This is a genomic window from Tardiphaga sp. 866_E4_N1_4, from assembly GCF_052076075.1.
Lineage (GTDB): Bacteria > Pseudomonadota > Alphaproteobacteria > Rhizobiales > Xanthobacteraceae > Tardiphaga > Tardiphaga robiniae.
This window is the reverse complement of record NZ_CP197242.1, coordinates 1,381,932-1,397,965: the sequence shown is the minus strand read 5'-3', so window position 1 is coordinate 1,397,965 and position 16,034 is coordinate 1,381,932. Positions and strand designations below refer to the sequence as shown.

Here is a 16,034-nt window from a genome sequence, read left to right as displayed (position 1 = left end):
AACTACATTAACTATCCGTGCTGCGGTGCGGGGAGATCATGAGCGAGTGCGAACTACAGATGAACTACACCAAGCCTGTTAGACTTTCGTCGGAACGCATCCGGTCAAATCGCCGACCATGTCCGGCTGCCGTTCCAGTGTAACCGCCGGAGAGGTCAAGATCACCATGGCCTGCCAGGCGAAACCCGCGACGGCGAGGTAGAGGCACGCCTCCGCGTGATAGAGCCCGCCGACAACGGCCGCGATCCCGGTCCCGATCGGACGGGCGCCGTAACTCAGGATGTTGATCGCGGAGACGCGTCCGAGCAGGCTCGGCGGCGTTACCGACTGTCGCAACGTCGCGGTGGAGATCACCCACAGGATCGGACCGACGCCGAGCAGGAAGAAGCTCAGGCCCGCCAAAGCCGGCGAGGGGATCCATGTGGTCAGTGCCATCACAACGGAGGCAACGAAGCCGGTGACGGGGCCAAGCGCGATCACGGTGCCGAACGGCAACCGTCTCATCACACGTGTTGCCAGCAATGCGCCGATCACCATGCCCACGCCATACATCGCGAGTGTCACGCCGACGCCGGAGGCGGAGAGGCCGAGATGGCGAACCGCGTAAGGCACGAACACTGCCAGCACGATGAAGGACGCGGCGCTGAAGATGAATTGTGTGATGAAGACCGGCCGCAAATACTGATGATAACAGACGAAGGACAGGCCTTCGGCGATATCCTGCACCGGGTTGCGTTGTTGAATGGCTGTGCGCAGGGGCTCGTGGATGCCCGATAGCAACGCGACAGCGATGATCGACAGCGCTGCGGCAAAGCCGAAGGCAGGCGCGGCGCCAGTGAAGCCGACGAGCGCGCCGCCGATGGCAGGACCACTCGCAAAAGCCGCGGTGCGCGCGATTTCGATCCGCGCATTCGCCGCGCCAAGCAATTGCGGCACGACCAGCGATGGCACAAGAGAGGGCGCGGCGACGCTGTAGACCACGGTGCCGCACACCGCGACGAAGCCGAGCAAAGCGAGCAGCGGCATCGTCAGCGCGCCGAACCAGATCAGTGCCAGGATCAGCAACAGCGCGATCGCGCGCAGCGCCTCAGCTCCGGCCATCAGGGCACGGCGCGACATGCGGTCGGCGAGCAGGCCGGCGGGAATGGCGAACAGCACGAAGGGCAAGGTCAGCGCGGTTTGCAGCAATCCGGTCTGGCCTTCGCCGACGCCGAGCAATAGCACCGCGACGATGGGCGCGGCCGCTAGCGCGATCTGCTCGGCCGACTGCGCCGCGAGGTTCGACCAGGCGAGGCGGTTGAAAGTGTCAGGCAGTCGATCAATGGAGGAGTGGGACATGGCGATTCCTGTCTGTGACAGCCACCATGGGGGCCGGACGAGCGCGCAGCCACCCGATTACTGAGCGCACGCCGTGACAGGGAGTGCCCACCAACCGGCTAGATGCAGTTGCAAATGAGTTGCAACAAGGGAGGGATTGCTCTATGCAGCTCTGATGGATGCACTTTCGCCGAAAACCTCGCCCGATTCGTCAACGTCTCCAATCCCTGGCAGCGTTCCAGACGCGGCGGGCTGGCGCTCCGGCCTTGGCGGGGATTTCCGCCGCAGCCTCTCGGAGGTCAATTCGTCGATCCCGGTTCCGATCGGCGGCCACTGGTTTCGGCGGCTGCTGGCATTCGCCGGACCGGGTTACATGGTCTCGGTCGGCTATATGGACCCCGGCAACTGGGCGACCGATCTCGCAGGTGGCTCGAAATTCGGCTACACGCTGCTCTCGGTGATCCTGCTGTCGAACGTGATGGCGATCCTGCTGCAGGCACTGGCCGCGCGTCTGGGCATCGTCACCGACCGCGACCTGGCGCAGGCCTGCCGTGACAGCTTTTCCCGGCCGGTCAACATCATGCTGTGGCTGGCCTGCGAGACGGCGATCATCGCCTGCGATCTGGCGGAAGTGATCGGTACCGCGATTGCGCTGCAGCTGCTGTTCGGCATTCCGCTGATCGGGGGCGCGCTCATCACCGCGCTGGATGCCTTTCTGCTGCTGTTGCTGATGAACAAGGGTTTCCGTTTTCTGGAAGCTTTCGTGATCGCGCTGCTCATCGTCATCGCGGTCTGTTTCACGGTTCAGATTGTCGCTGCGGCGCCGCCCGTGGCTGCAGTGCTGAGCGGCTTCCTGCCGTCCACCGCGATCGTGACCAATCCCGAAATGCTCTACATTGCGATCGGCATCATCGGCGCAACCGTGATGCCGCATAACCTCTATCTGCATTCGTCGATCGTGCAGACCCGTGCCTATCCGCGCACCGATGAGGGCCGCCGCGACGCGATCAAGTGGGCGACGACGGACAGCACCATCGCGCTGATGCTGGCGCTGTTCATCAACGCGGCGATCCTCATCGTCGCCGCCGCGACGTTCCATACGTCAGGTCATGCCGATGTGGCCGAGATCGGTCAGGCTTACGAGTTGTTGTCGCCGTTGCTAGGCCTCGGTATCGCATCGACGCTTTTCGCGATCGCACTGCTGGCATCCGGTCTCAACTCGACGGTGACGGCGACGCTGGCCGGCCAGATCGTGATGGAAGGCTTTCTCCGGCTGCGCCTGCCGAACTGGGCGCGCCGGCTCGTGACCCGTGGCATCGCGATCGTCCCGGTCGTGGTCGTCACCGCGCTCTATGGCGAACGCGGCACCGGACAACTCCTCGTCTTCAGTCAGGTCATCCTGTCGATGCAGCTGCCGTTTGCGGTCATCCCGCTGGTGCGGTTTGTCTCGGATCGGCGAAAAATGGGTGACTTCGTAATTTCGCGGTCGGTCGCCACGGTGGCATGGATCATCGCTGGCATCATCGTGATCCTGAACTGCAAGCTGCTTTACGACACCTTTTTCGGCTGAAGCCTTGAAATTTAAGGCAGCTGCAGATGATGCCACCAGACTTTGGTGAAGGGGACTGGCCTTCGTGGCCATGTGCGACGTAATCCTGCCGCGCTGGATTTCGCGATCTCCCGCGTGAGCTCCATGACGGTCCGGCATGCCAGCGTCAGGCTTCCGTGACGCGACATCGCCTGAGCAATGTGGCGCGTGACGACCGAATCGACCAGTTTCGACGATTGCAGACGGCACATCCTTCGATGCCGCGGCGACTGCATAGGGTCCCAGCAAAGCGTAGATGCTTCCTTCGGCGACAATATGCGTTTGCAGGCTGAGTGAATCGGCCTCCAAGGCGACGTTGAGCGAAATGCCTTAGCCTGCAACCTCGGAAGCCGCCGACATCAGCTCTCGTGGAGTGGGAGCCCCGAACATGCGATTGCCCCCCTCAGGAACTTCGGTAAAGCTCCAACGTACGATGCCCTCCCGGTCAAGCAGGAATTGGCCAAAGAGCTGACCCTGGCCAGTTGTAAGCATGTGCTCGTCGGCTTCGGTTATTTCGTAGCCGTCCTTCATGTTGAGAAGATCGGCCGCCGCCATCGGGTTCATCGGCTCGGGCAGTTCGCCCGGCATGTCCATCCGCATGCTCATGACGGCGTTCATACCCAGCTTGCGCGGCCATTCGGTTTCGCTCTCCGTGAACTCGAGATTGGGCAAGCCAAACGCGCGGTGCGAGACGCGCTCGGGGTCGGACGCGGCGAGCAGATTGGGCAAGGGATGATACCGGAAATAGAGCCGCGCACGGTCGATAGGCGTGTTGACCACCACGAGACTCTCGACGCCTTTCTCGCGCAGGGCCGGGTCAAGTTGCGCCTGGGCCGCGAGATGGCGCCGGCAGAACGGGCAGTGCAGACCTCGAAACAAGCCGACCAGTACTGGGCTGTGGCCGCGAAAGTCATCAAGCGCGATCTTGCCGTCACGTGTGATCGCATCCAGCACAATGTTCGGTGCGCGGTCGCCCGGGTGGAGTAGCCCATCGACATGATGCTCAGACATGGTCAACCTCCTCTACTTGCTAATCAAGAAATGGCAGTACGACCAGCGCTTCGGGATCAAGCCCGTGTCGGGCGCAGACATCGTGCGCCAGAGCAAAATACCGCTCGGCCTCAGGCATGTCGCCTCGATCGAGGTTCAGCGTCGCGAGACCATCATAGCATGGAAAGAGCTGCTGGGGCTCGCCCGTTTCCTGCGCCACCTCAATTGCTTCATTGTAGCAGCGGGCGGCGAGTTCCGGCTGGCCATGGCATTGATGAATTTGCCCGAGCACAATCAATGGCACAGCGAGATGTTCGCGCTGATCAAGCGAGCGGTCGAGTTCGATCGCCTTTTCGGCCGCCGGCACGCCTTCGTCGGCACACCTGTCCGTGAAGGTGCAACAGGCGACAGCGAGATTGACAAGGAGACGCGCCTGAAAACCGAGATCGCCGATCCGGCGGGCGACATCAAGACCGCGCCGGCATACTTCCATGGCTTGCGCCGGATCGACCATCGTGTAGAGCACGCCAAGATTGGTGTAGCCGCGGCAGGCTGCGCTGAGAAGGCCAGCGGCTTCGGCAACTGCGACGCTTCGCTCCACCTCGCGAACGGCCTCCTGGCTTCGGCCCAGCCGCGCCAATGCAACCCCCTTGGTATTGAGCGCCTCCGCGGTGGCGCGAGCCGCTTCTAGTCCGGCTTGCTTGTCTACCTCCGGCGGCACGGATTGAGCGTAGCCAAGCGCATCGTCTGCCCATCTCGCGGCCGCAGCATGATCGCCGATGCGAAACGCGAGGTGGCCGCGCTCCTGTAACAGGTGCGCCCACTCGATCGGCGCGTCCGTTCCTTCGAGCAACGCAGCCGCCTCGGCGTAATGCGCCTCCGCCCCGTTTCGTTTGCCGGCGTCCCACATCAAACGGCCAAGCTTGCGAAGTATCCGCGCTCCGGCGGCGCGGTCCCCGGCCGCGCGGTGGGCCTCCAATACCGTCTGGTAATGTTCGTCGGCCGTGTCACGCCGGCCCGCCGTTCCACACAGGTCGGCAATTCGTTCGTATAGCACAAGCCGTTCCGGTCCTTGATCGCCAGCGGTCAACAAGACGGCGAGGGCCTGCTGATAGAGGCGGATGGCGTCGTCGTTGGCATAGATCGCGCGTGCGCGATCGCCAGCCGCGCTCAGGTAATGTGCACCCTTCGGCTTGCTCGCGCTGAGGCAGAAATGATGTCCCAGTAGAGAGAGGTCTTCGAGCCGCTCCGGATCATCTCCGCACAGCCGCTCCAGGGCAGCACCGATCCGCCCATGCATCTCAATGCGCCGTTGCAGAAGGAGGTTTTGGTAGATCACATCCTGAAGCATGGTTTGCGTGAAACGATAGGATTGCAGCGAAATCGAATTTGCGCCCGCGATCTCCTCGATGATCTCGGCGTCGCACAGCAGTTCAAGCCCTGCCTCTACTTTCGCCGGGTCGGTCGCTGTGGCACCGAGAAGGGCCGCATCAAAGCGCGGCCCGATGACCGCTGCCTCCTGGGCCAACCTGCGCACGCCGTGTGGCAGTCGGTCCACTCGCGCGAGCAGCAACGCCTGAATACTCGCCGGGATGTCAGCAGCCGCTTCATCGGACTTGATCTGCCAATGCGAGCCGTCACGTTCCAAAATGCCAGCTTCGATGAGACCGCGTATGATTTCTTCCACGAACAGTGGATTCCCGCTCGCGCGTTCGAGAATTCGATTGAACAGATTGCCGGATGATCCATTCCAACCGTCACCGAAGAACGCCGCGAGCAGCTTTTGTCCGTCGGCGATGCCAAGGGGTGCCAGCCGCAGTGTTGTATGGCTAATTCGACTTGAGTCGAGCTGGTCCATTTCAAGTGTCGGCCGGTGTGTGAACAATAGCATCAGCCGCCCGCGCTCCAGCCGATCCATCACGAACCGCAGCGCCTCAAGCGATACGGCGTCGGCCCAGTGCAGGTCCTCGACAATGATCAGGAGGGGCGATAGGGCCAGACGCCGTTCGAAGACGGTGCGGATCGCGAAAAAAATCTGCCGTCGAAGCTGTTCCGGTTCAACGTGCTGCAGGGCGTCGTCGGGGTCGCCGAGACCAAGAACATAAAAATAGAGGGGCATCAGCCGCTCGACCTCTTCGGCCGCCATGCCAAGCCCCGACAACGCTTCGGCTAGCTTGGCTTGCGCCTCTGCCGCCGAAGCCTTGTGCGCGATGCCGTAGGCGCTGCGCAGCACTGCGGCAAGAGTACCGTAGGATTGCTCGCCCAGCGGCGAGCAAGCGGCCCGCCGGATCGCCACGCCTGCGAAGCGATCCTCATCGCGAGCGCGGGTAACGAATTCATCCACCAAGCGCGTTTTTCCGATGCCGGCTTCGCCAACCAGCCGCATCAGCTGGGCAGCTCCGCCACACGCCAGATCAAGGCACCCCATCATACGGGCCATCTCCGCGTCGCGCCCGATCAGCGGCGCGCTCAGGCCCAGTATCTCGAGTCCGCGTGCCGCACGCGGTGTCTCGAGCGGCCCCCTCAGACGATGGACCAGGACGCTGCCTGCCTTGCCGCGCAGCGCAACGTCGCCGAGCGATTCATACGAGAATGCATGCCGGGTGAGGCGGTAGGTCAGCGGTCCCACCAGCACGTCGCCCGGGGGGGCCATCGACTGCAAGCGTTGAGCGGTATTCACCGTGTCGCCGGTCACGGAATAGGATTTGGCAACGCCTGCGCCCAATCCACCCGCAACCACGTGCCCGGTGTTGATTCCGACATGAAGCATGAGCGGCAAACCGGCAGATATCTTCGAGCGTTCGCTCAAGCACGCCGTGCGCTTGATCATGTCGAGAGCCGCGCGGAGCGCCCGCTCAGGATCGTCCTCGTGCGCGGCCGGCGCACCAAACAGAGCGAGTAGCGCATCGCCAATGAATTTGTCTACGAAGCCGCCGAAATTTTGCACCGCTGCGGTCAGTTCCTCGAATAGTTCGTTCTGAAACGCCTGCATGACTTCCGGGTCGAGCCGTTCGCTCATCGTGGTGAAGCCGCTGAGGTCCGCAAACAGCACGGTGATGGTGCGGCGGTTGGCTTCGCTGTCGACCTTATGGAGCGTCCGCCGGGGTGTGCGCTCGGGCTCGACAAGCATCAGCGCCGGTGAACGGGCGCCAGTCGTGACCGTCGCCGAAATTGTTGGCGATGACGGCTCCCGCTGGTTGCCGGCCTTGGGGGCGTGATCGACGCGGGCGCCGCATTTCGGGCAATACGCAAAATCCGGTGCGCACGCGTAGCCGCAACTGGGGCATGGGTCCGGCTGCTTCGCGCCGCATTTTGGGCAGAACGCAAAGCCGCTCTGAACCTCGAAACCGCAACGCGAGCAGTTCATGGATCAAGACCTCGCGGAAGCCGCGATGGCACGATCTAATCCTGGACCTCGTCGAACAGGCCCTGGATCCTTGGTAACAATGGGCTTGTGGCGCCGGAAGAGCAAGCCATGGCTGCGGCCCTGCCAGCGCGCATGCGCGACCGGGATCATCGATGCCGCTGATCGGGCCTCGACTACGCGCGGCGTAGTCCTGCCGCGCTGGATTTCGCGATCTCCCGCGTGAGCTCCATGACAGTCCGGCATGCCAGCGTCAGGCTTCCATGACGCGACATCGCCGGAGCAATGTGGCGCGTGACGATCGGATCGACCAGTTTCGACGATTGCGACGGCACTCCTTCGATGCCGCGGCGTCCTTCCATACGTCAGGTCATGCCGATGTGGCCGAGATCGGTCAGGCTTACGAGTTGTTGTCGCCGTTGCTAGGCCTCGGTATCGCATCGACGCTTTTCGCGATCGCACTGCTGGCATCCGGTCTCAACTCGACGGTGACGGCGACGCTGGCCGGCCAGATCGTGATGGAAGGCTTTCTCCGGCTGCGCCTGCCGAACTGGGCGCGCCGGCTCGTGACCCGTGGCATCGCGATCGTCCCGGTCGTGGTCGTCACCGCGCTCTATGGCGAACGCGGCACCGGACAACTCCTCGTCTTCAGTCAGGTCATCCTGTCGATGCAGCTGCCGTTTGCGGTCATCCCGCTGGTGCGGTTTGTCTCGGATCGGCGAAAAATGGGTGACTTCGTAATTTCGCGGTCGGTCGCCACGGTGGCATGGATCATCGCCGGCATCATCGTGATCCTGAACTGCAAGCTGCTTTACGACACCTTTTTCGGCTGAAGACCTGAAATCCAGGACGGTCGCGGATGATGCCGAAGACGGATCGTCAGCCGGACCGGCTAATCCTGCGGCTCGGGCATCGTCTCGCCTGTCGCGTCCACGCGCAGCCATCCTGATGGCGCCAGCCGCTGCTGCGGCAGATAGCGGCCCTTGTAGTCCATCTTCTTAGAGCCTTCGATCCAGTAGCCGAGATAGACGTAAGGCAGGCCGAGCCGCCTCGCGCGGGCGATGTGGTCGAGGATCATGAAGGTGCCGAGCGAGCGGCTTTCCTCGCCGGGCTCGAAGAACGAGTACACCATCGACAGCCCGTCACTGAGTACGTCAGTCAGCGCGACCGCGAGCAGGTCCTCGCCGCGTCCGGTGATTCCTGTATCGGGGCCGCGGCGGCGATATTCGATGATGCGGGTTTCGACGTGGCTGTCTTCCACCATCATCGCGTAATCGAGCACGGTCATGTCGGCCATGCCGCCATGGCGATGGCGCTGGTCGAGATAGGCGCGGAACACCGAATACTGTTCGGAGGTCGGCACCGCGCTGCGCTGCTCGCCGATCACGTCGGCATTGCGTGCCTGGATCTTGCGGAAGTTGCGCGACGGCTTGAATTCATTGGCGATGACCCGGACGGAGACGCAGGCGCGGCACTGGTCGCAGGCCGGGCGATAGGCAATCGACTGGCTACGCCGGAAGCCGCCATGGGTGAGCAGGTCGTTGAGATCGCCGGCCTTGTCGCCGACCAGATGGGTGAAAACTTTCCGTTCGTGCCGGCCCGGCAGGTAGGGGCAGGGCGACGGCGCCGTGAGGTAGAATTGCGGAGTGTCGCGGGAGTGTTGGGTCACGGGTTGCCGTCGGTCTCCGAAGCAGTTTGGCGTAGCATCGCGCCGGCTGGGCAAACGGTCAATCGCTTTGCCCGGCCAAGTTGGCGTCAATCGCGGCTGTTAGTAGGCACGGCCGGGCGGCTGGGCGTAAGCGGCGCGGACGACGGAATTATTCACCACCACGGTTCCCAGCACGAGGTCGTGCAGCAGCTGACGGCGGCCGTTGAGCAGGCCGACCACCAGCACCAGCGGCGTGAGCAGCGACACGGAGGCCCAGAACAGCACCGCGTGTGCGGCGCCAAGCACGAAGTAGCCCGGCGTGCCGCTGAAGGTGCGCATCTGCAGATCCATCATTCGCATGCCGACGGTGGCCGAATGCGGGCCACCCAGCGACATGCCGTAATAGACGACCGGCCAGATCATCGTCGCCGGCGAGATCAGCCAGAACAGCGCCCAGCCAAGGCCGAGGGTGACGACGCCGAATACTGCGATGAAGATAACGGCGAGTACGATCGGAATCGACAGCACCACGAGATCGATCAGGAAGGCGACAACGCGGCGCATCAGCACGCCGCGGAACAAATCCGGCTGCGCATAGGGATCGAAGGCATGGGCTCGGGGCGGGGTACCGGCACTGCGCCAGGTGTCGCCTTGCCAGCTTCCGTTGTTGGGGCCGCCAGCATTCGGGCCGGTATCAGACATGACGCATCCCTCCGTTTGCATCCTCACGATCCATCACATGGATATCACCAGACCGCGCAACAAGTGCGCGGAATCGTTACAGACTGTCCATGACGTAAATCAGGCGTGGATGTAAATCAGGCGAGGCTTGAGCGCGGATGCGCTCAGCGCGCAGCCTTGATGCGTTCCGCGGCATGCGGCGCGAAATAGGTCAGCACACCATCGGCGCCGGCGCGCTTGAAGCCGAGCAGGCTTTCCATGATGGCGCGGTCGCCGTCGATCCAGCCGTTGTTCGCGGCGGCCATGATCATCGCGTATTCGCCCGACACCTGATAGGCGAAGGTCGGAACCGCGAACGTGTCCTTCACGCGGCGCACAATATCCAGATAGGGCATGCCCGGTTTGACCATGACCATGTCGGCGCCTTCGGCCAGATCGAGTTCGACCTCGCGCAGCGCCTCGTCGGAATTGGCGCTGTCCATCTGATAGGTACGCTTGTCGCCGGTCAGCGTCTTGGCCGAGCCGATGGCGTCGCGGAACGGGCCGTAGAAGGCCGAGGCATATTTCGCGGCATAGGCCATAATCTGCACGTCGAGGAATCCGGCGTCATCCAGCGCCTCGCGGATCGCGCCGACACGGCCGTCCATCATGTCCGATGGCGCAATGATATCGCAGCCGGCTTCGGCCTGGACCAGCGCTTGCTGGACCAGCACGGCCACGGTCTCGTCGTTGAGGATCTTGCCGTTCTGGATCAACCCGTCATGGCCGTGGCTGGTGAACGGGTCGAGCGCAACGTCGCAGAGCACGCCGAGATCCGGGAATTCCTTCTTGATGGCGCGCACGGACTGGCAAACCAGATTGTTGGCGTTGCAGGCCTCGGTGCCCATCTCGTCGCGCAGCGACGGGTCGGTATAGGGGAACAGCGCGATGCAGGGGATATCCAGCTTCATGGCGCGCTCGGCATCGCGGACCGCCTGATCGACGCTGAGGCGTTCCACGCCAGGCATCGAGGCGATTGGCGCGCGCTGGTTGTCGCCGTCGATCACGAAAAGCGGCCAGATCAGGTCGTCGGTGGTCAGCACGTTCTCGCGGACCAGCCGGCGGGCCCATTCGGACTTGCGGTTACGGCGGGGGCGGGCGGTCAGGCCGAGGGAGGGGGCATCATAAGTGGCCGGGCGGGGAGCGTGATCGCGCAATTCGATGGGGCGCCCGAACTTGATTGCCATAATACCGTCTCTCCCGCGGGCCTTCGTGAGGTCGAAAGCCCCTTAAATTCGACCTGTTCTAAGTCTAGCACCTTGATGTCCCGGCGTCACCGCGATCATGCACGTCATGCGCGCGTGACGTGACGGGCTGGGTCATTGATTTTGCAGGCCCAAAGGCTCACAAAAAGCCCCCATGAATCGCTCAAACCATCGCCCAAACGTCCAGTTCCCACCCGTGAGATCGCATTCGCATGTCTGAGCAGATGCCGCGCGACCTTGGGTCGAGAGACCCCACGTCGCGGGACCATGCCATGTCGGTTGCGGCGATCTCGTCCGGACGCATCGAATCCGACGAAAACATCTGGACCCGGCGTCTGGTCCTGTTCCTGCGCGTGATGGCCGTCGTCTCGATGATGCAGGGCCTCTATCACTGGGCGCAGGTCACCGGCTTTGTCGGCACCGAGGATGACGCCTTCGAGGTCCAGACCATGGGCTGGCAGACCGCCACGGTCTATTTCGCCGTCATCGAACTGGTCAGCGCCGTCGGTCTCTGGCTCGCGACGCCATGGGGCGCCGTCGTATGGCTGACGACCGTGGTGTCCATGGCGGTCATCGAGCTGATGTTTCCGACCATCTATGGCGGCAATCTCCTGATCGTCGGCGTTCAGGCTGCGTTTCTCGCAGGCTACCTTGCGCTGGCATGGATGGCGGCGCGCGAACGGCCGCCATAGGCTCAGGACGTCAAGCAGAGGCCTCGCAGAAGGCCCTGCATTCAGGGAGGCCATTTTGAACCAGCTTTATTCCGGCGGCACCGCCGGCAGCATCATTGTCAGCGCCATCGCCCGCTATGGCGACCAGCCCGCGCTCGCGGACGGCCATGTCCGCTGGAGCTACCGCGACTTCGGCGACGTGGTCGCGCGTTTCATCAGCCTGTTCCGCAGCCTTGGCCTGAAGAAAGGCGATGCGCTGTCCATCCTGTCCGGCAATCGCGCCGAAAGCTGGGCCGCGATATCAGCCGCCGCCGTGATGGGCCTGCGCTACACGCCGCTGCATCCGATGGCCGCCGAGGACGATCACGCCTTCATTCTCGAGGACGCCGAGATCTCCGCGCTGATCGTGGAAAGCGGCAAGTTCGCCGCGCGCGGCCTCGCGCTGCGCGGCCGCGTGCCGGGCCTGAAACATCTGCTGTCCTTCGGCGCGCTCGATGGCGCGCACGATCTGCTGGCCGAACTGCCCAATGCGACGCCGGCGCCGCTGGTGGACGAGAGCAGTACCGGCGATATCTGCTGGCTGGCTTATACCGGCGGCACCACGGGCCGTTCCAAGGGCGTGATGCTGCCGCATCGCGTGATCGTGGCGATGGCGCTGGCGATCTATGCGGATTGGGACTGGCCGGCCGATATCCGCTATCTCGCCGCGACGCCGATCAGCCACGCCGCCGGCATCACGCTGTTTCCGGTGATGCTGCGCGGCGGCTTCGCGCGGCTGGTGCAGGGCTTCGATGCGGAGACCTATTGCCGCGTGGTGCATGAGGAGAAGATTACCGCGACCTTCCTGGTGCCGACGCTGATCTATGCGCTGATCGACGCGCCGGATTTGCGCGCGAAATACGACATGTCGTCGCTACAGATGATCGTCTATGGCGCGGCGCCGATGTCGCCGGACCGGCTGCGCGAGGGCGTCGGCATCTTCGGCAATGTGTTCGTGCAACTCTACGGCCAGACCGAAGCGCCGCAGATCATCACCACCATGCGCAAGATCGATCACGACGACAGCAAGCCGGGCCGTCTCGGTTCCTGCGGCCGCGCCAATCCGATGGTCGAGGTCAAACTGTTCGATGCCGAGATGCGCGAAGTGGCGACAGGGGAGCCCGGCGAGATCTGCGTACGCGGCTCGCTGGTGATGGATGGTTACTGGAAACGGCCGGATGCCACCGAAGACGCTTTCCGCGGCGGCTGGCTGCACACCGGCGATGTCGCCGTAAAGGACAGCGCCGGCTTCTTCTATATCGTCGACCGCACCAAGGACATGATCATCTCCGGCGGCTTCAACATCTATCCGCGTGAAGTCGAGGATGCCTTGATGGCGCATCATGCGGTGGCGTCCGCCGCGGTCATCGGAATTCCCGATGCGAAGTGGGGCGAGGCGGTGAAAGCCTTCGTGGTGCTGAAAGCCGGCGCGAATAATTCCGCGGAGGAACTTCAGGCGCACGTGAAAGACAAGCGCGGCGCGCCGTGGTCGCCGAAGACCATCGATTTCGTCAGTGAGATCCCCGTGACGGGGCTCGGCAAGATCGATCGCAAGGCATTGCGAGCGCCATATTGGGATGGGCGAACGCGCGGAGTTGCGTAAAATTGTCGAATTAATTTTCGGGGCGTTGGCGGTAAGACTTCGGTCACCCTAACGCCCCGGTTACGAACCTTACGTGAGTGTTTCGAATTTTACGGAAGCTGTTCCGCTATGCGACAGATCGGGCGGACAAAGCTGGAACATGGGCTCTGCAGCGTGAATCAAACCTTGCGAAAACCCCTTGTTTCACCGGCTTAATCTCAGATTCACTGTCTCAAATTCATGATCTCTTTATTGTCTTATTTAAGCGGTTCTTCAAACGCTCCCCCTTAAGTTGGCCCTATCAGACGGGACACAAGTTTCGTCGAATAAGTCGATAAAAACGACAACAGGGGTAGTGTCATGATGAAGACCGTTGCGACGGTGGAAAGCGTCGATCTCGTTCCGGGCCAGGCGCCGGTTCAGCCGCTTTATCTGGAAGCCTTGACGTTGGTGGAGCGTCTGCATCGCCGCCTGCTCGATGTCATCAAGGATGAATTCGATCGCCGCGGCCGCGCTGATATCAATTCGGTTCAGGCACTGCTGCTCTACAATATCGGCGACAAGGAATTGACCGCCGGCGAGCTGCGCACCCGTGGTTACTATCTCGGTTCCAACGTGTCCTATAACCTGAAGAAGCTCGTCGAACTCGGCTTCCTCGATCATCAGCGCTCACGCGTCGATCGTCGCTCGGTTCGCATTCGTCTGACGGCGCAGGGCCAGGAAATCCGCCACATCGTCGACGCGCTGTATCAGAAGCACGTCAAGACGGTCGAGCAGGTCGGCGGCATCTCCAACGAGGAATTCGCGACCCTCAACAAGTCGCTGCACCGCCTCGAGCGCTTCTGGACCGACCAGATCCTGTATCGCCTCTGAGACTTTCGACCTCCAAGTTGCCGAACCACTGCCGACGGATTGCCCTCCGAAAGCACATCGAAATGCGCGCAAGACGCATGCGACACTGAAATTGATCAAGGCGCCCTCGCAGGGCGCCTTTTTCTTTGGCGTTACGCCCATCCCACGCTTGCTGAACGAAAACAGCTCCAAGACAGACACAGAGATATTGGAGATGATTTCATGAAGCGCTTGTTGATCTTTCTGCTCCTCTTTCCTGCCGTTGCGACTGTCGCGTTCTACGCAGTGACGTACATCCTGACCGGCGCAGCGGTGGATAGCGGTACAGGGCCGGTGTTCATGTATCTCGTCTTTATTGTGCCGGGGCTCCTGGTCGCTTTGCTCGACTGGCTGATTGCCAGAACATCCATGCCTGCGGTCATGACGACGACACTTCTTGCCTACGGTCTATCGGTGTTGGTGATGGCCTTGCTTCTCGGCTCCAGCAAGCAACTCGTGGTACTCGGTCTGATCGGCGCAATTCCAGCCGCCGTGTGTTCGTGGCAGTCAAATAAGCCAGAGGAAATCGTAAATGCGTGAGCGATGCATCGCTCGTGCCAGGCCTTGATGGGTTTTGCGGAGTTTATCATCGGGCGCGCTTCGCGCGACGCCTTGGCTCTTGCCGTCCTGCGCTTCCTTGGAGGAGAGCGCTCTGTTCTGCCGCTCGCGAAATTTCCTTCGTCTCTCGTGGAACCAGTTCCATTCTCGCGGCTTATCGCTTCGTCAGAAGGGATCAAGTCATGCTGGTCGAACGCGGTCTGAAAGTGATGAATGTCGAGGCGGTGGGCGACGCCTATGCCATCGCCGCGAACTACCTGCGCAAGTCCGGTGCGATCCCCGATACTTATCTCACCAACGATCGGCTGCTCGAAATCATCGTCCGGATGTTTCATCGCGGCGAAGACAACAAGCTTCGCCTTGCGAACAAAGCGATCGCGCAATTCCAGGCTGCACGGGCTGAAGCCGCGTAGCCGGTTTTCTGATGTCCAACGGGGAAAATGACGACATGCAGATTGCCATCGACCGCATCATGCACACCTATGACCTGATGATGAGCCGCACGCAGGCGGCATCGGACGAAGCCCGCACCAAGGTTACCGATTATGTGCAGTCGCTGTTCGACGGCGGCGAGAAGGATCCGCACCGGCTGACGGTGTTCGGCTTGACCTATTTGCGTGAGCTCGATGGCAGCAACGATCCGGTGAAGGCCGGGTTTACCGGCCTTTGAGGGAGTAGGGCGCAATAGCGCTGCGTTTAAGCGCTGGCGCCCTGTCCAGGGCTTCATCAGATTCAACTGTCAAACAGCCACAGCCCTTCAGACATGCGTCATCGCCCCCATTGTTTGCGGCGCGGGGGCGCCGTCGTCTCTTGCATTCCCGCCCCCCTGTGAGAGGGCGTGCGGAACGCCGGGTGCCCGTTGCACCCTTGGGCCTGATGCGATGCGGTCTTCCGCAATTGAGTGTGCATCAGGACTTTCGGAGGCGCCGAGCAAGTGCCCGGCGTTCCGCCTGCGGTGTTTTTTCGGTTGCTTGCACATCTGCCATGGCGAACGGTCCCATCACCAAAATTAGTGTCCCAGGGCGGAGGGACAGGGTAGCCGCAAAGCACTTGGCCGAACGCGTTTCGATTTGGTCGTCCGTCACACTGTCCGGGGCTCTTTCCATCTCAAGGTCGGCCGTGTCCTTGCCAGTGGCAGTGCTGGCGCAGATCCGTCCTGCCCGAAGACAGACGTCACCCGTGAACCGCGTGACGCCGCATCTCCGGCGTCCACCGCATCCCACCCCGCGAACGTGACGATCGCGATCGCCCCTCTCGGTGGGGCAGGACGAAGGGGAATATAAACCTGACGGGGATATTGTCAACGAAGGATAGGAAAAAATGTTTGGGCGCTGTCTTGCCGCCTCACACTGTCATTCCGGGGCGGCTGCGCGCCTTCGCGCAGGCGAACCCGGAATCCCGACATGTTTTGCGCTGAACATTCCGGGATTCCGGGTTCGCGCTCTGCCGGCTTCGCCGGCG

Annotated in this window: 13 protein-coding genes and 1 pseudogene; 8 read left to right on the top strand and 6 right to left on the bottom strand. The window is 62.3% G+C overall.

The window, feature by feature from the left end; translation table 11 throughout:
- Positions 1–78: 78 nt before the first annotated feature.
- Entirely contained in the window at positions 79–1,338 is a 1,260-nt protein-coding gene (locus tag AB8B20_RS06970; protein ID WP_439072105.1) for an MFS transporter, read from the bottom strand.
- A 154-nt stretch (positions 1,339–1,492) separates the two neighbouring features.
- Between AB8B20_RS06970 and AB8B20_RS06965 the strand changes: the two genes are divergently transcribed.
- Entirely contained in the window at positions 1,493–2,887 is a 1,395-nt protein-coding gene (locus AB8B20_RS06965) for an Nramp family divalent metal transporter (protein ID WP_439072104.1), read from the top strand.
- A 348-nt stretch (positions 2,888–3,235) separates the two neighbouring features.
- Here AB8B20_RS06965 and AB8B20_RS06960 read toward each other — a convergent pair whose 3' ends face one another.
- A complete protein-coding gene (locus AB8B20_RS06960; protein ID WP_439072103.1) occupies positions 3,236–3,916 on the bottom strand; it encodes a peroxiredoxin-like family protein in 681 nt (226 codons plus the stop codon).
- Positions 3,917–3,935: 19 nt separating this feature from the next.
- On the bottom strand, positions 3,936–7,262 hold the full coding sequence (locus AB8B20_RS06955) for an adenylate/guanylate cyclase domain-containing protein (protein WP_439072102.1): 3,327 nt from the start codon (positions 7,260–7,262) through the stop codon (positions 3,936–3,938).
- 341 nt (positions 7,263–7,603) lie between these two features.
- Here AB8B20_RS06955 and AB8B20_RS06950 point away from each other — a divergent pair.
- Positions 7,604–8,092, top strand: a pseudogene (locus AB8B20_RS06950) (divalent metal cation transporter); the annotation flags it as partial.
- Positions 8,093–8,151: 59 nt separating this feature from the next.
- Here the strand turns inward: AB8B20_RS06950 and AB8B20_RS06945 are convergent.
- The 3 genes from AB8B20_RS06945 to hemB all read right to left on the bottom strand — a co-directional run bounded on the left by AB8B20_RS06945 (position 8,152) and on the right by hemB (position 10,814).
- On the bottom strand, positions 8,152–8,928 hold the full coding sequence (locus AB8B20_RS06945) for an arginyltransferase (RefSeq protein ID WP_089263842.1): 777 nt from the start codon (positions 8,926–8,928) through the stop codon (positions 8,152–8,154).
- 99 nt (positions 8,929–9,027) lie between these two features.
- Complete coding sequence (locus AB8B20_RS06940; RefSeq protein ID WP_439072101.1) at positions 9,028–9,609, bottom strand: RDD family protein; 582 nt, start codon at positions 9,607–9,609, stop codon at positions 9,028–9,030.
- Between the two features lie 143 nt (positions 9,610–9,752).
- Positions 9,753–10,814 (bottom strand): porphobilinogen synthase, encoded by a 1,062-nt coding sequence (gene hemB, locus AB8B20_RS06935; RefSeq protein WP_439072100.1) that lies wholly within the window; start codon positions 10,812–10,814, stop codon positions 9,753–9,755.
- Positions 10,815–11,044: 230 nt separating this feature from the next.
- Here hemB and AB8B20_RS06930 point away from each other — a divergent pair, with 230 nt between their 5' ends.
- The 6 genes from AB8B20_RS06930 to AB8B20_RS06905 all read left to right on the top strand — a co-directional run bounded on the left by AB8B20_RS06930 (position 11,045) and on the right by AB8B20_RS06905 (position 15,243).
- Entirely contained in the window at positions 11,045–11,524 is a 480-nt protein-coding gene (locus tag AB8B20_RS06930) for a DUF6163 family protein (RefSeq protein ID WP_089263845.1), read from the top strand.
- A gap of 55 nt (positions 11,525–11,579) precedes the next feature.
- Positions 11,580–13,145, top strand: a complete 1,566-nt coding sequence (locus AB8B20_RS06925; RefSeq protein ID WP_439072099.1) for an AMP-binding protein — start codon at positions 11,580–11,582, stop codon at positions 13,143–13,145.
- Positions 13,146–13,484: 339 nt separating this feature from the next.
- Complete coding sequence (ldtR, locus tag AB8B20_RS06920) at positions 13,485–13,997, top strand: transcriptional regulator LdtR (protein WP_068732529.1); 513 nt, start codon at positions 13,485–13,487, stop codon at positions 13,995–13,997.
- Between the two features lie 201 nt (positions 13,998–14,198).
- The gene (locus tag AB8B20_RS06915; RefSeq protein WP_439072098.1) at positions 14,199–14,555 is read left to right on the top strand and encodes a hypothetical protein; all 357 of its coding nucleotides are present in this window, start codon (positions 14,199–14,201) and stop codon (positions 14,553–14,555) included.
- Positions 14,556–14,755: 200 nt separating this feature from the next.
- Positions 14,756–14,986 (top strand): hypothetical protein, encoded by a 231-nt coding sequence (locus AB8B20_RS06910; RefSeq protein WP_093761448.1) that lies wholly within the window; start codon positions 14,756–14,758, stop codon positions 14,984–14,986.
- 35 nt (positions 14,987–15,021) lie between these two features.
- Positions 15,022–15,243, top strand: coding sequence for a hypothetical protein (locus AB8B20_RS06905; RefSeq protein ID WP_068732570.1), 222 nt, complete (start codon positions 15,022–15,024; stop codon positions 15,241–15,243).
- The last annotated feature ends 791 nt before the right edge of the window (positions 15,244–16,034 follow it).